At 57.1% G+C, this 21392-nt stretch carries 16 protein-coding genes; 11 read left to right on the top strand and 5 right to left on the bottom strand.

The annotated features are described in order from the left end of the window. Positions 1–21 precede the first annotated feature (21 nt). On the top strand, positions 22–843 hold the full coding sequence (locus Fuma_RS02110; RefSeq protein WP_083731734.1) for a purine-nucleoside phosphorylase: 822 nt from the start codon (positions 22–24) through the stop codon (positions 841–843). Between the two features lie 2 nt (positions 844–845). Here the strand turns inward: Fuma_RS02110 and Fuma_RS02105 are convergent, their stop codons facing one another. Continuing rightward, positions 846–2030: a hypothetical protein gene (locus tag Fuma_RS02105; RefSeq protein ID WP_145943915.1), complete on the bottom strand. Its 1185-nt coding sequence runs from the start codon at positions 2028–2030 to the stop codon at positions 846–848. A 527-nt stretch (positions 2031–2557) separates the two neighbouring features. On the opposite strand from Fuma_RS02105, the gene Fuma_RS02100 reads away from it, so the two are divergent. From Fuma_RS02100 to Fuma_RS02090, 3 genes are all read left to right on the top strand, one after another. After that, a complete protein-coding gene (locus Fuma_RS02100; RefSeq protein ID WP_077022672.1) occupies positions 2558–3151 on the top strand; it encodes an RNA polymerase sigma factor in 594 nt (197 codons plus the stop codon). Positions 3152–3401: 250 nt separating this feature from the next. Next, positions 3402–4889, top strand: coding sequence for a protein kinase domain-containing protein (locus tag Fuma_RS02095; protein WP_077022671.1), 1488 nt, complete (start codon positions 3402–3404; stop codon positions 4887–4889). Positions 4890–5139: 250 nt separating this feature from the next. Further along, complete coding sequence (locus tag Fuma_RS02090; protein WP_077022670.1) at positions 5140–7224, top strand: hypothetical protein; 2085 nt, start codon at positions 5140–5142, stop codon at positions 7222–7224. 533 nt (positions 7225–7757) lie between these two features. On the opposite strand, the gene Fuma_RS34035 is transcribed toward Fuma_RS02090, so the two are convergent. Beyond that, a complete protein-coding gene (locus Fuma_RS34035; RefSeq protein ID WP_083731732.1) occupies positions 7758–9269 on the bottom strand; it encodes a DUF420 domain-containing protein in 1512 nt (503 codons plus the stop codon). A 332-nt stretch (positions 9270–9601) separates the two neighbouring features. Between Fuma_RS34035 and Fuma_RS02075 the strand changes: the two genes are divergently transcribed. Next, positions 9602–10942 carry a sigma-54-dependent transcriptional regulator gene (locus Fuma_RS02075; protein WP_077022669.1) on the top strand — a complete coding sequence of 447 codons (1341 nt, stop codon included), beginning with the start codon at positions 9602–9604 and terminating at the stop codon, positions 10940–10942. Between the two features lies 1 nt (position 10943). Then, entirely contained in the window at positions 10944–11369 is a 426-nt protein-coding gene (gene fabZ / locus Fuma_RS02070; protein ID WP_077022668.1) for a 3-hydroxyacyl-ACP dehydratase FabZ, read from the top strand. Positions 11370–11488: 119 nt separating this feature from the next. Here fabZ and Fuma_RS02065 read toward each other — a convergent pair whose 3' ends face one another. After that, positions 11489–12838, bottom strand: coding sequence for a DUF1501 domain-containing protein (locus Fuma_RS02065; RefSeq protein WP_077022667.1), 1350 nt, complete (start codon positions 12836–12838; stop codon positions 11489–11491). 446 nt (positions 12839–13284) lie between these two features. Here Fuma_RS02065 and Fuma_RS02060 point away from each other — a divergent pair, with 446 nt between their 5' ends. The 5 genes from Fuma_RS02060 (at position 13285) to Fuma_RS02040 (ending at position 17904) form a co-directional block, all read left to right on the top strand. Next, positions 13285–13911: a 3-keto-disaccharide hydrolase gene (locus Fuma_RS02060; RefSeq protein WP_077022666.1), complete on the top strand. Its 627-nt coding sequence runs from the start codon at positions 13285–13287 to the stop codon at positions 13909–13911. Positions 13912–14097: 186 nt separating this feature from the next. Continuing rightward, the gene (locus tag Fuma_RS02055; RefSeq protein ID WP_077022665.1) at positions 14098–14847 is read left to right on the top strand and encodes a PspA/IM30 family protein; all 750 of its coding nucleotides are present in this window, start codon (positions 14098–14100) and stop codon (positions 14845–14847) included. A gap of 285 nt (positions 14848–15132) precedes the next feature. Further along, on the top strand, positions 15133–16905 hold the full coding sequence (locus Fuma_RS02050) for an ATP-binding protein (protein ID WP_077022664.1): 1773 nt from the start codon (positions 15133–15135) through the stop codon (positions 16903–16905). A gap of 83 nt (positions 16906–16988) precedes the next feature. Further along, the gene (locus Fuma_RS02045; RefSeq protein ID WP_077022663.1) at positions 16989–17276 is read left to right on the top strand and encodes a hypothetical protein; all 288 of its coding nucleotides are present in this window, start codon (positions 16989–16991) and stop codon (positions 17274–17276) included. Positions 17277–17598: 322 nt separating this feature from the next. Then, a complete protein-coding gene (locus tag Fuma_RS02040; RefSeq protein WP_077022662.1) occupies positions 17599–17904 on the top strand; it encodes an RNA recognition motif domain-containing protein in 306 nt (101 codons plus the stop codon). A gap of 76 nt (positions 17905–17980) precedes the next feature. Here the strand turns inward: Fuma_RS02040 and Fuma_RS02035 are convergent, their stop codons facing one another. Beyond that, positions 17981–19429, bottom strand: coding sequence for a sedoheptulokinase (locus Fuma_RS02035; RefSeq protein WP_077022661.1), 1449 nt, complete (start codon positions 19427–19429; stop codon positions 17981–17983). 82 nt (positions 19430–19511) lie between these two features. Further along, the gene (glmS, locus tag Fuma_RS02030) at positions 19512–21374 is read right to left on the bottom strand and encodes a glutamine--fructose-6-phosphate transaminase (isomerizing) (RefSeq protein WP_077028047.1); all 1863 of its coding nucleotides are present in this window, start codon (positions 21372–21374) and stop codon (positions 19512–19514) included. Between the last annotated feature and the right edge of the window lie 18 nt (positions 21375–21392).

Raw genomic sequence — 21392 nt, 5'->3', positions numbered from 1 at the left:
TCAATAAGTGACAACGCACACATGCCGACGTCTTTGTCAGACTGCAAGCCCGCCGCGCGCGAACTGCAACGCATCGCGCAGGCCGGTGGCTTGAATCCTCAGTTTCACACGGCCGTCATTCTGGGCTCCGGCCTTGGCAGCCCCGGCGAAATTGCAATGGCCGACGGCGGTATCGCTGTCAACTACGCCGACCTGCCTCACCTGCCCACCTCCAATGTGGCCGGACATGCCGGTCGAGTCGTCATCGGCAGCGGCCACCTTTCAGGCGTGTTGCTTTTTCAGGGGCGAGTGCATTCCTACGAAGGTCATTCGCTGGAAAAAGTCACTTTCGTAGCGCGCATGCTGGCCCAGCTTTCTGTCCAGCGACTTATCGTCACAAATGCCGCCGGAGGAATTGCTGCGGCATTCCGACCGGGTGACCTGATGCTCATTGATGGCCACTGGTCCTTTGCCAACGTGCAACTCAGGCACGGCGATGCGCGGGGACGTTCGTGCGGCCGCCTGTGGAGTCCTCAGCTAATTGAACGGGCAAAAAGCATCAATACACCGCTTACGTTGCATTGCGGCGTGTACGCGATGATGTCCGGTCCGTGTTACGAAACGCCGGCCGAAGTCCGCATGCTGCAAACGCTGGGCGTGGATGCGGTGGGGATGAGCACGGTTCCAGAATCGATTGTTGCCGCAGAACGAGGCATCGATGTTCTCGGCGTTTCCTGCATCACGAATGTGGCCAGTGGCCTTTCGGATGCTCCGCTGGATCACAGCGAAGTGGCTCACGTGGCGGGCAGTATCGACGATGCCTTCACGGCATGGCTGTTTGAACTGCTGCGTCTCCTGAAGTGACGTTAAGCATTCAACGACGCGATCACATCGTTCAGCTCTTCGTCATCATCGTCCGCGTTGTCTGCTTTGCCGAGACTTGAAATCACCGGAACCGGAATCGCTCGAATGGCCAGCAGCCCGACCACAAACACGCCGCAATCAACAAAGTGCAACGTCGCAGTGGAATTGGTTAGGTACCCGATCAACCCGCGAGCCAGCAGCAACAGAGTCGTCGCAAACAGAGCGACGGTGATCGTTCGAGTTCGTTGCGGATCCGTTGCACAGTCCGGAAACAATTCGCCAGTCAACGCAGACATACCGCACACGACACCGCCTGCAAAAACCGCATGCAAAAAACGGGCAATCCATTCCCCTTCGAAAGGTGTCTCAAGTATGCCGAGCACTCCTGACAAAACGACACCCAACGTCAGAAACGGCAACAGTGTGATGGTATAGCCGGCTCGCGGAGCAGTATTCAGCATCAGGCAGAATCCCGCCAGCAAGCCGCCAGCAACCGCGATGCGCATGGACATGCCATCTGCCGCCCCGGCAGCCGTACTCAGCAGCAAGGCGATTGGTCCGAACAGGGCGGCAAAGCCAATAGCCGATAGCAGCACGCCGTGCCAGAACTTCGGCGCAACGAACGCTCGGCCGGAGCCACCGCAGCATTCGGTCGCATCGCATTCGGCGTTGTCATCGGTTTCAGCAGTTTCGCTGGCCGGTTCCTGTGCGATCGCCGCAGATTCAGCAGGCGCACGTTCAGCAGGAGGCGACTCAGCAGCCGTTTCTACGTTTTCTGCGGAGGGCGAAGGCAGGCCGCTGTAAGCCGGGATCAGACCAATCGCAACCATGGCCGCAGTGACCGCAACACCTGTCCCCGCGCCGATAAGCAAGACGGTGGCAATGCCAGCAACAAACGCCATCGTCCAGTACCTCATGCCGTACCAGCGTCGACGGTTGGGGAACGCCTGGCGAGCCAGTTCGGCCGTCGATGACCAGTCGGTTCCCGATCCAAAACCGATCAGCAGAGCAGATATCACGGTCGCATTCGGGCTGGAGATCATCAAACCGGTCAACAGCCCCAAGGCGATTGCCAGCAGGCTGATGATGGTCGCGACGCGTGAGGATCGGGCCGTGCGAATCCATCGGTCCACAGCCGTCCCGATGCCCATTCCACAAGCGGCAGTCGCGAGACATAAAACAGCCATCACAGCGGCAGTACTGTCAACGCTACCAACCGGCGGGCTCACCGAAACAAAAATCCACCCAAGCGCTATCCCCTGCAACGCACGCTGCGTGATCGTTAGTGTGATATAGTCGTATCGCAATGGGGGCCGGCCTGTTCGTTTGGTGCGAGCAACGTTTGCTCTGCGGACGTTCGAGACCAGTCTAACACCAGCCGCCGCGCGCTCCAACAAAGTGGCCGCCCCGTTTAATGAGTTCTCTACGTTGACCGATGCGGGGATCATTCGCCGGTTAGGATGCGCCCCGCATCGTAGAGGGACTCGCCAGAGTTCCTGCGATTCGAACGCAGCTCAGGATTTCTGGCGAAATCCACGGCACAGCAAGGCGTGGAGGCACCCAGCGATGTCTCCACGTGGCCAGGACAGTGGCGTTTGTCGCCAATTGTCGGAAGAATTGCGTTTTCTGAGCCGCAGCGTGTCAGATTTTCCGTCGAGCCGGATTCCATACACAATCTGCTGATTCAAAACCCTCAATCCCAGAACCCAAGCCGATGTCCCTCTGGCCCCTCACTTCCGCAAGTCTGTTGTTGCAGTTGCGTGATGGTGATGACCAGAAAGTCTGGGAAGAATTTCTAAAACTGTACCGACCGGCCGTGTTCCGATTCGCTCGCCGCATGGGCCTGCAGGATGCCGATGCGGACGATGCGACTCAGCGAGTTCTGCAATCGGTGGCCGACACGTTCCATCGCCGTCCGCCGGATTTGCAGCGGGGACGGTTTCGCAGTTGGATGGCTCAAGTCACACGCAACGCCGCACTCAAGCTGATTGAACGAGACCACCGCCAACGTGGGTCGGGCAAATCTGAGGTCCTGAATCTTCTGCAGGAAGTGCCAACAGACGACGTCACGGCAGAACAAACGTGGCAACACGAAGAACGCCTGATGCTTTATCGATCCGCTGCGGCAGAAGTACGAGCCAACTGCACGTCGACTGTATGGGCAGCCTTCGAAGAAACCACCGTTCATGGCCGTGCTGTTGAGACGGTGGCGAATGAATTGGGCGTTTCGGTGGGAGTTGTCTATGCGTCTCGAAGTCGTGTGTTGAAACGAATTCGCAAGGCGGTCCACGAATCAGGATTCACGTGACGAAATGTGCAACTCACAACTCCCGCTAGCACCCCTCCCACAATTTATTGTGGGAGGGGTCGATCGAGCGAAGCAAGATCGGGGCAGGGTCCGCCACCTCGTTGTCGGTGCGTGCCAATGCAAGCCCCCTCCCGGACGTCGCTTCGCTCGTCCGACCTCCGCACTAAGCTTCGCTTTGGGGGAGGTGAACCACACATGGCGTCCGTCAACATGCCACCGCATTCACGAAACCGAGACTCTGAAACTTAAGATGTCCTGCCACCCCGACCATATTCCAGCATACCTCGACGACCTGCTGTCTCCACAGGACGAAGTCGCGTTGGAACAGCACCTGAACGTGTGCGACGAATGCCGGCAGCGGTTGGCGGATTCGGCAGGTTCCAGCGATGACTGGTCGTCAGTCGCGACGGCTTTAAGACCCGATGCATTCGACGAAGATGTTGAGCCAGTGAATGCCGCTCCAGCCTGGCCACTGGCGTTGCTGGGACCGACCGATGATCCTCGCATGCTGGGACGCATCGGCCCGTTCGAAGTCAGCGGCTGCGTCGGCGTCGGGGGCATGGGAGTTGTCTTCAAAGCTCGCGACCCGGCTCTGGACCGCTTCGTGGCGGTGAAAGTTCTGTCGCCCAACCTTGCCGCATCCGAAAATGCCAGAATCCGTTTTGCTCGCGAAGCCAAAGCGGCGGCGGCAGTCGTGCATGACAACGTGATCGCCGTGTATCAGGTGGCCGAATATCAGAGTCTGCCGTATCTGGTGATGCCGTACTTGCCTGGTCCGTCACTGGAAGAACGCCTAAAACGTTTCGGGGCATTGGCGCCTCTGGAAGCGTTGCGCGTGGCCCGACAGGTAGCGGCCGGATTGCAGGCGGCACATGCGCAGGGACTGATTCATCGCGACATCAAGCCTGCCAACATTCTGCTTTCGGGCGACACAGAACGAGCCGTCATCACCGACTTCGGATTGGCTCGCGCTGTCGACGATGCCACGCTGACGCGTTCCGGATCTCTCGCCGGCACGCCTCAGTTTATGGCACCGGAACAGGCCCGCGGCGAACCCACCGATTCGCGGAGCGATTTGTTTAGCCTGGGAGCTCTGTTGTTCGCGATGTTGACCGGCCGACCTCCGGTGGCGGAATTATCGGGGACAGAAACGGTTCGCAAAGTCGGCCACTTACCACCACCGAAGCTGGCGTCGCTACTGGACGACGTGCCTGGTTGGCTGAGTCAACTGGTGGAATCGCTGCACGCCTTCGACGCAGCCAAACGACTTCCCAACGCTGCGGCGGCAGAGAAACGACTCACGGCCGCAATGCCAAAAGCGAGCGGGACACCTCTGCGACGTCGAGACGGCACAGCGGCAAGCGAAAGCAAAGCTGCAGGCACGGCAAACATGAAACGAGCATCGGTGTGGGCGGCAGGCGTCGCAGTCGCGCTGCTGTCGGTTTGGGCCGTGCGACTTTGGTGGCCGCCGATGGAAGTCGGCCCCCCAAAGGATGCGGTGCCAGTGTTGCAAGCCGTTTTGAGTCCCCCCGAATTGGATCAACTCAAGCGAAAACACCAACACGCTGCACCTGTGGCAGACGGTTCGATGATCATCGAGTCCACACCGGTGGTCGAAACTCCTGTGCAATCAGAACGGCAGAACGTCTCACCTCAGGTGACGGACGTGGACGGCCGCGAACTGGATGGGCTCCTGCAGTTGATTGAATCAGACCTTGAACGACTGGAAAACCGATGAGAGCACACAGCCGTATCCGTTGTTTAACGCCAGCAAAGACGGCCATGATCGGCCTCCGCCGTAAGCCCATGGTTGGCGACTTCGGCTCGAAATAATAGCCGACGGGCGCTAGCCCCGGTTGTTCGCTTGACAACCGGTGCTAGCGCCCGTCGGCTAATCCTAAACTCAGGCTTTGACATAACCGCTAAAAAACACGAACCGCTTCAGACGGCTGAAGTGGAACGAAGACTCAAGAAACGAAAGACCTTTCATGCGAGTGACGACTCTAACATTGCTGACCGTGCTGTGCTCCGGGCTGACCACGGTTGCGGTAGGGCAACGCGATGACTTTGACAGGCCGAACCGTCGGCCTGCAAACTCATTGGAGCCTGCTATGCCGTTTGCTGGTAATATTCCGTTCGACTCAGAGCCATTAGCGCCAACTAACTTCGTCGTTCACACCCCCTCTGGCGAACCGGCCGGACTAGCTCAAGTGGAAGTGTACCGGGGCGACATGGTGAATATTCACATTGCTGGCGATGCATCATCAGAAATCAAGATTTCGCAGGCAGATCATTTCTTACCTTCTCAACAACAAGAGCGGCGGAGCATTCCAGTTAACGACGACGGCACGTTCGAAACGCCTGTAACCAGTCCCACGAAGTTTGTGATCGTTCATGAATCGGGATACGCCATTCATGCGCCGACGGCCAAAGGGTTCCAAGAATCGAACGGTAAAAAAGTCATCAAGCTTCAACCGTGGAGCCAGGCGTCGGGGAGAATTACACTCAACAAAAAGCCGCCCGCTGAGCGCCGCGTGTCGGCTCGCTGGGAATCGTTCCCATTCAGTCCGGCTATGCTGAATCTGGACGCCAATGAGCGAGTACATGGGCCGCCGCTCGTCTCGATTACTCAGACCGTCGACATTGGAGAAAACGGTGAGTACACATTCACGAAGCTGCCGCCCGGGCGACTCCGGCTGAAGCTGGCGGCGCCGGAGAAAGAGGGCGAAAACGATACTGATCCCAAAGTGGCTGGTAACGTGCAGTGGTGGCAGAGTGCAGTGCCAAATAAGGCCGGGCCGAATCCATTCCCGCAGGATGCTCCGTCAGAAAACGTATTTGATTTCTCCGTCATCACCGTGAAAGGCCGCATCAAGCTGACGGACGAAATCTTCGAACGTCGCGTGACTGTCAACAGAACGGCCAACGGCGTCGAGGCTGGACAGGCTGAGTTGATGGTGTCGTTCAACTCGCTCGTGGATCGGGAGTGGGAGAAGCTCTATGCAGGGCAGACGTTGGAACAGGCCGTGAGAAAAACGGTCGTCTGGGGACGTCCGGGCGGGAAACGAGAAATGCTACCCAGCCGGAATGTGTCTGAGAATGTTGGTCGCAACGGCGCGTTTGAGTGTGTGCTGACAGCAGGGGCATACAACGTCTCGCTGTTGATGTTGAAACAGCGAGACATTAATGACGAGGGAAAGGCCATCAGCACTTACGAAGCTCTCGCGTCAGACATCGCCAAAGTGTCGGAGCAAGCGGGTGGTGACGATGCGGACAACTTGGTGAATCTGGGCGAAATCGAGGTTCATCTAAGAGAGCAGCGAACAGATGATTTCGGCGCACGCGGAAGATGGATGCCGCCAGATTCTGACTCACGTGACTTCCCAGAGACGCCCCCCAATAAGAATTCGGGTGTCCCCTTCCTCTTCAACGCCCCACGCGATTCGTTGGAGAATCGGTCCCCGCGTAACCGTGCGCCATCGCCGCTACCAGATCCACTTTTTGCTCCGGACAATCTTCCACCTCGTGCTGGTGCCTCGCCCAGCCCGGCCGTCGCGCCGGTCGATCAGGCAATCGCAAAACTCGTCACCGATCTGCTGGCTGCTGGAGACCGTCGGACTCGGGAAAACATGCGGACTCCGCTCAAGGAACTGCTGCAACAGAAGTTCGATGCCGAACAAAAGGCGCGGGAGGCTCTGCTGACGGAACTTCGCAAACGCCTGGAAGAAGCGTCTCGACAAGTCACCGAACGCAAGCAGAAGAAGGATCAGATTGTGACTCAACAGTTAGACCGCATGATGTCGCTACCGGAAGACCGCTTCCTGCCGATGGACGCGGTGAAGGCACCGGTGGATCCAACTCCGTACAACCCAAATGACTTCTATCCCCCGGACGAATTGCCGAAAGATACACCGATGCGGTCGGAGCCGGACGACGACCGCCTGGGCGATGCTCGGCTTCAGCGACCTTTTCAGCGACCTTCGAGAGATCGCACTCCCGCACGCGAACAAGAGCCAAAGCCCGCCGAATACGAAGAGAAAATGCCTCCAGCAGCCGGTATCGAACCCAAGTGAGACGCCGCCGCAATATTGTGGGTGGTGGGAAAACATCGATCGCGGCTCAACCGTTCGGACGGCGCCTTCTGTTGGGCGAATGCAAGCCTTGCGCGGCTCGTCATGCGGAGCGATGACGGCTACGTGGCCATCACGCTCGGGACGTCGATTAAATTACTGACGGATCTCGCATGGCGCGTCCAAGACATCGTTTAACCCGCAGCCGCAGGCGCAGGCGTCCTCTGATCGGGGTCCATAAATCTTCAGCTTCCGCTGCGGCACAGCCGTCCCCGGCCACGCCTCCGGCTGCGGGTTAAACGATGGGAAGCAATTCGGCTTTCTTATGATGACGCCCCCCCGGAAATCTGATCGTGCGGAGGTCGTTTTCGTGAGGGAAGACACCGTCACTTATTTAATTCACGTTCCCCGCGTGATGTGCCGCGCTGATGGCGTCGTCGACCAACAGACTCGCGTCGTCCGGATCTCCGTGCCTTGCAGCTTGTTAGAGTGAATTCAATGCGGATTAAAAAATCACTTGCCGAAGGGTGTTGCGGCTACACGTCCGCCGGTGCCGGCCATGGCCAGTGGTACAGCATTCCGTAGATCACGACGCCCGTAACAGACACGTACATCCAAATGGGAAACGTGATGCGGGCCAGTCGTTTGTGAGCGTCCCAGCGTTCTGCGAAGGCGTGGCGGAAGACGGCGATCGCCAGAAACGGAACGAACACCGCCAAAATAATGTGTGGCCACAATACAAGCTGATACACGATCGCCCACACACCTGCACCGGTAAACCGTTTGCCGTGTTCTCCCGTGTATTCGCCCAACGCATAGTGGTAGGTCAAATAGGATGCCAAAAACGCGGCCGACGTCAAGAACGCAGTGATCATCAGGTTGCGATGAATTGTCTTGTGACCAGACTTAATCGCCGCGAGACCGCACAACAACAGGATGCCCGCCAGTGTGTTGAGGCTCGCGTTCACAGTCGGCAGCGGCCTGGCCCAGGCTGGCAGCTTCTGATCGATGATTGCATTGTGATCAACAGCCGACGTGGACTTGTCTTCGGAAGCATCGTCATCACCATTGCTGGAACCTGCTGGTGGGGCAGCACCACTTTGTTCTTCGTCGCTTGTTGATTCTTCGGTCGTGGCTTCACCTGACGGTGTATCAGCTGATTCATCAGCAGGCGATGGCGAGTCGTCTGCTTCGCTTTCGTCGTTCGACTTGACCGGTTGCACCTGAAACTGAATGTCCATTGGACCGCCGTCAGTTCTCGAGAAAGTCAGGCCGGGACTGGAGGCCGGACCGGGCTGCGGAAATTCTTCCCGACCTGACAGAATGCGACGCAGCTTGGCCATGTCGCCTTCGTTGGTGCCAAGAAAGGTGCCGACGGGGATGCCGTCTTCGTTGACCAGGACCACGCGATTGGAATGAGCGACCTCAAGTCCCGGAAGCCGCGACTCGCCGAGGTTTTCCTTCACGTACAGACCAAAGCCTTTCACGATGAGTTCGTAGATTTGTTGTTGGCTGCCGGTCAGGAACTTCCAGCGGTCTCGGTTGCCTTTGGTAAAGGTTTCTGAATATTCACGGAATACATCCGCAGTGTCATACTTCGGATCGACGGTAAAGCTGACAAACATCACGTCGGGAGCCGACTTTTCGACTCGGTCATGTAGCCGCATGACGGCCGCGGTGATCACCGGGCAGCTTGTGGTGCAGCGACTAAACACGAAGCTCGCTACCCAGCGTTTGCCCTTCAGATCGTCGAGACTTAGCGTGCCGCCTGTGGCTTTGTCGAATTCGAAGTCCGGCAGCCTTTTGGCAGGAAAGCTAAGTTTAACCGACGCCTTCTGCTCCCCCGGCTTAACAATTTCGTCCGCGCCGGGTTCGTCGGCCTGAGCCTCGCTGGCCTGGGCGGCTTCAATGGCTTCGCTGCGAGATTTCCAGACAAAGATGCCGCTGGCAAACACGGCAGTCCAGAGAACTGCTCCGATTAGCAACGTGGCGTTTGAAAGTCCGTTGCGAGCTGGCGGGGGGGCGGGGCTGGGGGTGTTTGGTTTCATGATGGCTGGATCAGCAAGTGCGTTAGGTCGTGTCTGGCGGGTAGGGAAATGTGTAGGGGTATTCTATGCAAGTTTGTGGCCAAGACACTCCGTCTCGCAACATTCTCAACGAACGGTATCGGGGCAATTTCCGCTTTCTTCGGCAAACCGCAACGCAAGTTTCGACTTCTCCCGGGTTTCCGTCACTCACGGATTGAATACCAGAACCCAGGCTGCAATTATCTCGACAGCGAGAAAATCGTTTTCACCTCGGGACAGTTCCCGAACTCCAGTACCGGTCCCCGATCCGCAGTTTCGCGGATCTCAATATACCGTTGCAAAAGGTTGATAGAGTGCCCGACCCATCGTTCTTTAACAAGTCGATCCTGATCGTTGAGGATGAAGATATCATCCGCGAGACGCTTTCTGAGTTTCTCGCAGGAGAAGGGTTCGAAGTGGCGACCGCGGCCAACGTGACCGACGCACTGAACCTGGTCCGTGAACGCGACTTCGATGTCGGAATTTGTGACGTCCAGTTGCCGGACGGCGACGGCGTGCAACTGCTCCGTCGACTGCATCGCCTGAACCCGGCCATGTTTGTACTGATTATCTCTGCCTACGCAACGGTCGAAAACGCGGTCGAAGCCTTCACCGCCGGAGCGTTCGACTACCTTGTGAAACCCGTTATTTTTGACGAGCTGGTTAACCGCCTGAAGCGACTGTTTAAGTTTCAGGATCTGTACGTCGAAAACCAGCGGCTGAGAAAAGACCTGGACCGTCGTGCGGGGTTCGATCAGATCATCGGCAGCAGCCGAGTATTGCAGGACACGCTGAACACGATTCGCAAAGTCGCCGCAACAAATTCTAACGTGTTGCTGGTGGGTGAAACCGGGACCGGCAAAGAATTGTTCGCTCGCGAAATCCATATGGCGGGCCCGAACAAGGACGAAAAATTCCTTGCCGTCAACTGCGGCACACGGCCGGTTGAACTTTTGGAATCGCAGCTCTTCGGCGTCGACGATGGACAGCCAGGACTGTTTCGTACGGCGGGCGAAGGCACCGTGTTTCTCGACGAGATCGCTCAGTTACCGCCCGGTACACAGTCGGAACTTCTTCGGGCGATCGAGTACCAGGAAATCATGCCGGCCGGTGCTTCAGAAACCGTAAAGGTTACGGCTCGCATCATCGCGGCCACATCGCGAGACCTCATGCGTGAAGTGGCGGATACGAACTTTCAGGAAGATTTGTTCTATCGACTGGACGGCGTCAAAATTCGCATTCCGCCATTGCGAGAACGCTTGGACGACATCCCGGAACTTGTCGAATACTTTATGACGCGGCATTCCGAAGCGATGGGCAAACGCGTGACGGGCGCGACCAGCGAAACGATTCGCACGTTGATGGCCGCTCACTGGAAGGGCAACGTCCGCCAGCTGGACAACGCGATCGAACGAGCGGTCATGATGTGCGAAGGGGACGAAATTCAACCTTCAGATCTTCCACCGGATCTGCTGGGTATCGGTACGGCGTTGCCCGACACCGACGACCTGCGTTCGGCTCTGCGACATTATGAGCGGCTCCACATCACTCGCGTACTGAAGCAGTGCCCAGACAAAAAGGAAGCGGCCAAGCGGCTGAAGCTGGGGCTGTCGAGCCTGTACCGGAAGATCGAAGAGCTGAAGATCGAACTGTAGGATGAACACTCAGGAAATCATGCAGTGCATCCCTCACCGGCCACCTTTCTTGTGGCTGGATGAGGTGACGGAAATCAGTGACTCACGGATCGTCGCCACTAAGCATTTGCCAGCGGATCTGCCCGTTTTTCAGGGGCACTACCCGTCGTTTCCCGTATTTCCGGGCGTGCTGCAATGTGAAGCCTGCTTTCAGGCAGGGGCCGTTCTGATTTCGAAAATCAGCGACGTCGGTGACGACAAAGTTCCAGTCGTCACGCGTCAGAATAACACTCAATTCCGCAAGCTGATTCGCCCCGGCGACACGATCACAGTCGAAGCTGAACTGACGGAACGACTGTCGAACGCCTTCTACATGAAGGGCAAAGTTACGGTCGACGGCAAAGTCACGGCGCGGCTGGAATTTGTCTGTGCGTCGACCAGCGTCTAGAGCAACCTACGTTTTGTTGTGGACGGTCCTGGCTCGTGGGAACCGTCCCACGTAGGACCAAAACCGATTTCCGCGGCCACAAGTCAGCGTGAAACGCTGTAGTCGAAGGTCGAGTCCGATCACACCAGTTCCGCCATTGGCTCACGAATGTCGACCAGAAACTGCGGCCGACCGCTCGGGTCTGCGATGGTTGTGTTCATCGGATCCAGACCCAGGTTGTGATAGGCCGTGGCGACGATTTCCTGCATGTCGACAGGACGGCTGACGGCTCGTTCGCCTAGTCGGTTTGTAGATCCGATCGCCTGGCCAGTTCGCATGCCACCGCCCGCCATTAGAGCACAACTAACCTGAGGCCAGTGGTCTCGTCCGGCATTCGCGTTGATGCGCGGTGTGCGACCGAATTCGCCCCAGACCAGAACCGTGACGTTGTCCAGCATGCCGCGTTCGTCCAGGTCCTGCACCAACGCGCTGACGGCCTGGTCCAGCTTCGTACCGTGGTCTCGCACAAGGTCAAAATTCTTGCCATGACTATCCCAGCGACCAAACGACAGCGTCACGGACCGCACGCCCGCTTCGACCAGTCGACGCGCTAAAAGGATGTGGTCGTTGCACGTCGGAGCACCATCGTACTGATACTGATACGGCTTGCCGTCGCCGTAGCGTTCGCGGACTTCGGCCGGTTCTTTCGAAATGTCCAATGCGTCCGCCAACTGACTCGATGTAAGGACACCGAACGCGGCTTGAGAAAACGCATCCATTCCGTCCATCATGCCGCTGGCGTCAGCGCTGCGTTTCATGCCGTCAAGGCTGGTGAGCAGTTGTCCGCGATTCTGCAGTCGGTCCAGCGTGATTCCGTTCAGAGTCAGGTTGTCCATGCCTTCGCCATTTGGACGAAACGCCTGATGAGCGGCTCCCAGAAAACCCGGATCACCAGGCTCAGACCACGGCACGTGGCGCGTCTTCGCGCACAAGGCAACGGTAGAAGGTATTGATGGCGACGTCGGTCCTCGCAGCTTCGACAACACGCTTCCGATGCTTGGCCGACCGCCAATCGAATTCAGGTTGCGACGGTCCCAACCACTAAAGCATTGAAACGCATCATGACCGCCTGAGCACCCGACCACTGATCGAACAACAACCAGCTTGTCCATCATCGCCGCCAGTTTTGGAAAGCACTCTCCAATCTGAATTCCCGGCACGGCCGTATCGATGGGACCAAACTCGCCACGAATTTCAGACGGCGCTTCCGTCTTGATGTCCCACATATCCTGGTGAGGCGGGCCGCCGGCCAGAAAAATATTGATGATCGACTTCTCGGAGTTCTTCCTGGTCGACCCGTCTTCCGCACGCAACATGTCGGCCAATGACAGCCCGCCGATGGCGCCCGTCGACAGGCCACCGATCTTCATAAAGTTGCGCCGCGAAACGCCGTCGCAATACTTTGCTGCTTTGCCGTAAATGTTCAGCATGTGAGACACCTTGTTAAAACAATGCGTCGACAGCGAGGCGGGAAGAGGCGCTGTCAGGGGGCGAGACCAGGAGCGTATACGTAAGTATGTATCGTCGGAAAACCGTGTTTCGCCACAGTTTGCGACGACGGCTACCGGATATAAGGGTAAGCATCGCAGACCGGGGCGTCAAGAAGATACGCAAACCGTTGCCCTTGCGGGTGCATTCCCCCAGCTGGGACAACGGGATTGTCCCGGAAATTCCGGGCGTTTTGTGAGGGGAACCTGAGAGCTCAGTATATTTGCGGACGCTGTAGCAACATCCAGAAACGCCCCGACTTACGGATGCACGCTGCCCAATGAATCCACCGGCGGTTGACTCGAAAACCCTGCGGACATCTGTTTCAATGTCGCGTGTTGAACTGTGTAGACCGCCCTAACTCATTCAAAGCATTTGGAAACTCATAATGAAAACCACTCGTTTCGCTTTCGTCGTTGCTACGCTGCTGTGTGCAGCTTGCTGCCTTTCAGACGCCTCCGCTCAGGAAGAAAAATGGACGTCGCTGTTCGACGGAAAGACGATGGACGGCTGGGAGAAGGTTGGCCGTGACGACAGCAAGTGGGAAGTCAAAGACGGAGCACTCACCGGCACCGGCGCTGCATCGATGCTGGTCAACACGAAAGGCCCGTACAAGAACTTTCGTTATCGAGCCGAAGTGAAGATTAACGATGGCGGCAACTCGGGATTGTATTTCCGGACCACTCGCAAGCCGGGCTTCACAGACGGCTACGAAGCTCAGATCGACAGCACGCACACGGACCCCATCCGCACGGGTTCGATCTATGGCATGTGCCACGTTTACAAACAACACGTGAAGCCGGACACGTGGTTCACCTACGACCTCGAAGTACGCGACGATGTCTGGCGCGGCCGCGAAGTGACTCGTATTAAGGTAACGGTCGACGGCAACGAACTGTACGAGTACCTGGACTTTGACAAGACGTTCAAAGAAGGTCACTTCGCGTTTCAGCAGCATGACCCCGGCAGCGTTGTGAACATCCGCAAGGTGGAAGTGATGCCGTTGGCGGACTAGCCCGCGCTGAAGAAGCCAGCCGTTTTGTTTAACCCGTAGCCGAAGGCGCAGGCGTCATCTTTCACCGCCTGCGCCTTCGGCTACGGGTTAAACGACCAAAAAACTCTGATCCGAACTCTCCCATCATTCGTTCACAACCAGGCTCCTCTCAACTTACCATCAGCAAGCCCTTCAGGAATTAGATTCATGATCATCGGAAAGATCTGGCGTTCGTTTAAAGCACAAATGAACAAGCTGGCCAACTTTTTTTGGACGGCCGACCCGATCGCTCAAATGCAGTACGAGTACGATCAGGCTATTGAGCAGCTGAAGTCCGGCAAGGACGGCCTCGCCGAATATCAGGCGCTGGTGCGAAAAGTGGCTCGTCAGGTCGACGGCAACAAAAAGCACGTGGCTCAACTGGAAGCCAAGATCAAGGCGTATCTGCAATCCGGCGATCGTGATACCGCATCGAAGTTTGCGTTGGAGCTGCAGAAGGCCAAGGCCGAGATGGCTGAGAACGTTGAACAGTTGGAGATGCACGAAAAGGCATACGACAACAATGTCCGCAAAATCAAGAACGCCACCAAGAAGGTCGGCGAGATCAAAGACAAGATTTCAAAGTACGACGCAGAACTGAAGCTCAGCCGAGCCGAAGCAGAACTGGCCGATCTGGCGACGACATTCAACTTCGACGTGACAACGGATCTTGGGCAGATCGAATCGGTGCTGCAGGAGAAGATCGATAAGAACCGAGCCAAAGCCAAAGTGGCGGCAGACCTGTCGGATGAAGGCATTGCCGATATTGAACGCGAAGAAGCCATGGAAGCGGCGATGGCCAACGACGCCTTAAAGCAGTTCGAAATGGACATGGGCATGATCACACCGTCCACAGCCAATGTGGCGGAAGAGGCGAAGGATCTCGGTCCGGCTCAGAGGCAGACGGAAACGAATTGATAGGTGGGCCGCGGTTGGCTTGGATGGGCGACAGCGCGCAGCCGATGGCGTGAGTCATCGGATTTATCCCGAAACGTCATCAATGCCCTGAACGGGCGACAGCAAGTTCATCATTTGAATCCGCTATCGCCTAATCAGGGCGTTACACATTCTTAGGTGATCGCTTCCTGTGAACTTACGCCCAAGGCTAAATTCTGCAGTTCCATTCGGGGCCACGAATTGTTTGCAACGAATCGGATTGCCGAAGTTGCCTGTCTCCTTACTTGACAGAATCTGATCATCAAAATGCCGGACCCTGATTCTCAACCCGCCAATCTCGACTTGCCCGACTGGTACCCATCCTGGGCGCGGGAGATTGCGGAGTCTTACTTTTCCGGTAACTCGTGCTTCTTCATCCTCCACGGAAATATCCATGATCTGGTGCCGTGCGAAGCCAACGGCGAAACACAGTTCCTGAGTGTTACGGAATTCTTGGGCGAATATCTGTTCGGCCGCTGGGACATTGTCTTGCAGCACAATCTCAGCAAGGGCCTGCAGGCGCTGGCGGGAAGGGATTCGGATCGCCATCAGGAAATGATGCGGGAGCTAACCGGACTGTTCGGTCACTACCGCAACTGGTCGCGTAAGCCGGATGACATTCTGGCCACGCTGGATCAGATGATCGAACGTTACCTGCTGGAAGAAAAACCCGAGCAGCGCAAACGATTGGCGGTCGTGTTCGACTACGGTCAATACCTTGTGCCACCGGGCGAACCCGTCCAGATTTCCGGCACCATTGCGTCGCGAGTCGTCCGCTTTTTAGACTGGGCTCGCAACCCGTACATTCGCCGAATCAACATGGCGTTTTTCCTGATCAGTGAAAGCCTGTCCGAGGTGAATGATCGGCTGGCTCAAAGCCCCTTCATCACCGCGATTGAAGTACCCATGCCGGATGCTTCGGCTCGCCAGCGTTTCATCGACGCCAACGCGGACAAGGTGCCGGAAGATGGCAGCGGCGACAAACTGACGAAGTCTCAACTGATTGGCAATTCAAACGGACTAAGCCTGCTAAGTCTTGAGCAGTTGTTGGCCCAGGCGGCGCGCACCGGCGGAGCGACCGCGACTCAGTTTCGTAACCTCAAGAAGACGGCCATTGAACGCCAGTGCAGCGGGTTTCTGGAATTCGTCGAACCGAAGCACACGCTGGATCTGGTGGTCGGACACGAAGCCGCGTGTCGACGGCTAAGGCAGGATGCAAAGCTGATCAGTAGCGGACATTCCGACGCCGCGCCGATGGGTTATCTGATTTGCGGTCCGGTCGGGACAGGCAAAACATTTCTGGCGGAATGCTACGCCGGATCAATTGGCATTCCGTGCGTGAAGCTGAAGAACTTTCGCAGCAAGTACGTCGGCGAATCCGAAGGCAACCTGCAGCGAGTTCTAACCGTGCTTCGAAGTCTTGGCCCGGTGATTGTGATCATCGACGAAGCCGATGCGGCGCTGGGCGATCGAAATCAAAGTGGCGATTCGGGAACCAGCGGCCGGGTCTTTTCGATGATCGCTCAGCAAATGGGCGACACTCGGTATCGAGGCCGCATCATGTGGATGCTTTTGACCTGCCGCCCGGATCTACTCCCGATCGACCTAAAACGCCAGGGACGAGCGGAAGTGCATATCCCGTTATTTTACCCGGACAACGAACAGGAAATTCTGAACATGTTCGAGGTCATGGGCCGCAAGAACAAAGTCGCGATAGAAACGGATTCGCTAAAGCTGGACGACCGCCACAAGGAACTAAGTGGTGCAGATATCGAAAGCGTGGTGCTGACGGCTCGACGCGTGGCATTGCTGGACGGGCGGACGACGGTGAGTAAAGACGATATCGAAAAATCGCTCAGTGAATTCATTCCTGCAGCTCAGGGCCTGGAGAAAGACATGCAGGAACTGGCGGCCGTTCTGGAATGCACTCAGACCGACTTCCTGAACGACGAATGGCGTGATACGCTGGAATCCGAAGGCGGCCGCGCCCAATTGCAGCAGCAGTTGACGACGATGAGAAACCTTGTTGAACAGTTGTAGAGTTCAGATTTCGAAATTTCAGGATTGGAATCGAAACTTGAACTCCGCAGCAGTCTCCAAACTCCAAACCCGAAAGTCGCACCATGGCCCGTAAAAGCTGGATTGATCCCGACACCAACGAACCCCTGATCGACGACTACGCTAAACAACTGGAAGGCTTTGTCCGAGCGTTCCAGGACGGCGTGATTTCTGACAAGGAAATCAGTGATCAGGAAGCTCGTCTAGCCGACGTCATGAAGGAAGTCGAAGACACTCTCGACGACGAAACTCACGCCAAAGTGACCCGTCTGCTGTGCGAACTTAACGCCTACGACATCATGCAGTTCACCTACGAAATGCAGCAATCGCGAGCCGCAATGTTCCGCGGGTAGCCTTTTCGGGGTTGTTCTCGACGACAGTTTCTGCAGAACATTCTTGCCAGGTTGGCCAGGTGGTGTTGCTATTCTTCCCCCGTGCGGGTAGCTTCAGCAGATCTGAGTTTGAGATTTGCTCAACTTAAGGTACTTCGAACATTCGAGGTGAGTGCATAGTTATCCGGAAGTCGGCGACGTCGGTTCAGGATTTTGCTGCAGAACACGTCTATTGTGAGGGAACCTGAAAGGAGGGCGGCGTTGTCAAATTCAGCGTTTTGTAGGCTGTCGTGTGACAGCAACGTAAGTGTTTTGGTAGCTGAAAAGCTCAAGGGTTGAGTGAATGAGTAAGAACATTTTTGTGGGTAGCCTTGCTTGGGGGACCACGTCTGAGGGACTGGAGCAGGCATTTGCTCAGTTCGGACAAGTCACGTCTGCAAAGGTCATTAGTGACCGTGAGACGGGTCGGTCCAAGGGATTTGGCTTTGTTGAAATGGAAACTGGTGGCGATGACGCCATTCAGGCTCTGAACGGTTCTGACCTCGACGGACGTCAGATTGTTGTCAACGAAGCTCGCCCACGCGAAGATCGCCGCGGCGGTGGCGGTGGTGGCGGCGGTTACGGAGGTGGCGGCGGCGGCCGTTACTAAGGGACGCTTCGGCCACGTAAGTGATCGAATCAACATCGAAGAAGCCCGGCTTTGTCAAAAGCCGGGCTTCTTCTCGTTAAGCGTCTTCCACAATACAGAATTGCCGCGCGGCATCGATATCGGGCCACAGGCCCGCGTGCACGCCGGCCAGCATCGCAGCCCCGGTCGCCGCTTCTTCCTGACATGGCGAAACCGTGACGGGCACACCAAAACAACGGGACACCGCATCCACCAGCAATGGATTACGGCGAGCTCCGTTGCCGGCCATGCTGATCGTTCGCAACGGATGCGGACGCCGCCCTTCGGCGCTCACGTACACCGCATGCATGGACTCAGCGATCCCGTGCAGAATGCCGGCGGCAATGTTGGCCGGAGTAAAGTTGTGCAGGCCAACTCCCTCAAACACACCACGCCGCTGAGGATCGACCCGGGTCCCTCCAAAAAAAGGCTCACACGTGATCGATTCGGTTTCCAGCGCTTCGGCTGTCAGACGCTCGTTCAGGTACATCCAGACGTCGGCTTCCGAAACTTCGCAACCGAATTCTGAAAGCCACTGGCGCACGGTTCGATTGATCCATGCCACCGCGTCGCCGCCGCACAGTCCCGCGCCGACCAGCATGAACAAACCTTCCTGATTGCGTGACGCCGCTGGAAGGTACCGAGTGTCCATGCCGTTGATGCGTTCGAAGCTTGGAAGCCGCCAGACAATCTGGCCGCCCGTGCCTATGTTGATCAGCAGCGCGTCGTCTCCGGACGGTAGCGAACTAATAACGGACGCCTGGTTATCGCCGATTGCGTTGCAGATGGGTGTTCCAGCACGGATGCCAGTCGCGTCAGCCATAGTCGGAGTCAGCTCTCCGATTCGCTCGCCGCTGTCTCGCACATCCGGCAGCCAGTCCGGCATCACGCAAGCCGCCGTCAGCAGGTCCGGCTGCCAGCCGTCGTTCTGAAGGTCGAATAGACCCGACGATGCTGCGTGAGATCGGTCGGTCACGGGCGACTGGCCGCTTAGTTCAGACGCAACCCAATCCGCCACAAAACTGACGGAATGAATGTCCTGGGGCAATTCGTTCAACCGCTGCAGAGCAAACAGTGTCGTGCCCATATAGCCCGGCGAAAGACGGCAGCCGGTGCCGTCCATGAGCTCCGACGGTACTGCACGCAGCAGTTCGTCCAGCGGCGAAACACCATTCTCGCAAGGTTCCAGAGATCGCCGATCCTGCCACGTGATAACGTTGCGAAGCGTGCGTCGCTGCTGGTTCAGCAACACGGTGCTGTGCATCTGCCCGGTGACGCCTATTGCCGCGATATCGGCTTCACGACATGCGGCAGAAATCTGTTGCAGCGCCGATACCGCCGAGTTAAGCAACTTCGACGGATCCTGCTCGGCGCGGCCGTTCGGCAAGCCGGAAACAGTGGCGTTGTGTTGTAGCGTAACGCTTTCCGGCGGCCGACCGTCGTCGAAAATTGCGATGGCGGAGACGCTGGTGGTCCCAATATCAAGGCCGATAACAATGGAAGGCATTGGATATGAACACCGAGAATGAAGCCAACGTCAGTCGCCTGGTCGCACAAGTAGCCGCGCGGCTGCTTCCGCGTGGCAACAGCTACTCGACCGTCACACTCTTGGCCAGGTTGCGAGGTCGGTCGACGTTGCAGCCTCGCAACAATGCGACGTGGTAGCTTAGAAGCTGCAATGGAATCGCACACACCAACGGCTGCAGGTATTCTTCCACGTCAGGAACATAGATCACATCGTCAGCAATTCGAGCGACTTCCGCATCACCTTCGCACGCAATCGCAATGACGGGACCTTTGCGAGCCTTCACCTCTTCCATGTTGCTGATGACCTTCGGCTGAATGCCGCACTTTGGCACGATAAAGACACTCGGTGTCTGCTCGTCGACCAGCGCGATCGGGCCGTGCTTCATTTCCGCCGCTGGGTAACCTTCCGCGTGGATGTAGCTGATCTCCTTCAGCTTCAACGCACCTTCCAGGGCCACAGGAAAGTTGTAAAGGCGACCGAGGTACAGATAGTTGTCGTACTTCGCGTACTTGGCTGCAATCTCGGCAACGCGATCGTTGCACTTCAATGCCTCTTCAATCTTACTCGGCATGTCGCGAAGCTGCTTGATGATTCGCTTGCCCGCCGGGTACGACAGGTGCCGCATACGACCAAGGTACAATGCCAGCAGCGTGAGCACCGTCACCTGGGAAGTGAACGCCTTCGTTGATGCCACACCAATTTCCGGACCAGCTCGCAGATACATCCCGCCATCAGCTTCGCGACCGATTGTGGAACCGACTACGTTACAGATGGCCAACGTCGGATGGCCTTTGCGTTTGCACTCGCGCATCGCGGCCAGCGTATCGGCGGTTTCGCCGCTTTGAGTAATCGCGAAGACGAGCGTCCGATCGCTCATCGGCGGATTTCGGTAACGCAGCTCGCTCGCGTATTCCACTTCCGTCGGTAGTCGAGCAAACTCTTCCAGCAGGTATTCGCCCACCAGGCCGGCATGCCAGCTCGTGCCGCAGGCCGTCAGCACAACTCGATCAATCGTCCGTAGCTGCTGCGCTGTTAAATTCAGTCCGCCGATGACAGCGGTGGCTTCTTCAGAATCCAGACGGCCGCGCAATGCGTTTTCGATGGTTTGAGGCTGTTCGAAGATTTCCTTCAGCATGTAGTGAGGATAGTCGCCCAGATCGATGTCCGACGACACCTGATCGAGCGTTTGGATCGACGGCTGCACGCTGCCAGATGTCCGATGCGCAACCGTCATTTTGGACGGCTGCAGCACGGCCACTTCGTTGTCTGCAAGATACACGACATCCTGCGTGTACCCAACTAGCGGACTGGCGTCGCTGGCCAGAAAATATTCGTCCTTGCCCACACCAATGACAAGCGGACTCCCCGACCGTGCCGCAATCAGCGTGTCCGGGCAATCGCGGAACATCGCGCACAGACCATATGTTCCCTTAAGACGGTCCAGCGTCGTGTGGACGGCCTTTAGGCAGACGTCCACACCAGGTTCGCTGTCGGACAGTTTCAGTTGTTCGCCCAGGTGATGTGCGATCAGGTGAGCGACAACTTCCGTGTCTGTTTGAGATCGAAAGACGTAGCCCAGCGTCTGCAGTTGCGTGCGCAGTGAGTCATAGTTTTCGATGACGCCGTTGTGAACAATAACGACTTCACCATTGCCGCCCAGGTGCGGGTGCGAATTTTCATCCGTGGTTTCGCCGTGAGTTGCCCAGCGCGTGTGCCCAATACCGATGGATCCGACGACGGGCTGTTGCTTGATCAGCTGAGCCAACTCGCCGACTCGGCCCGACTTCTTACGGACTACGATCTCCGTATCAGTCATCACGGCAATGCCCGCGCTGTCGTAGCCGCGGTATTCCAGCCGATGGAGACCTTCCAGCAACAGATCCGAAACGGGGCGAGAACCGACGTAGCCAACAATTCCGCACATGATGTAAACTCTTCCGGC

This window comes from Fuerstiella marisgermanici, from assembly GCF_001983935.1.
Taxonomy (GTDB): domain Bacteria; phylum Planctomycetota; class Planctomycetia; order Planctomycetales; family Planctomycetaceae; genus Fuerstiella; species Fuerstiella marisgermanici.
This window is presented reverse-complemented; position numbering and strand designations above follow the sequence as displayed.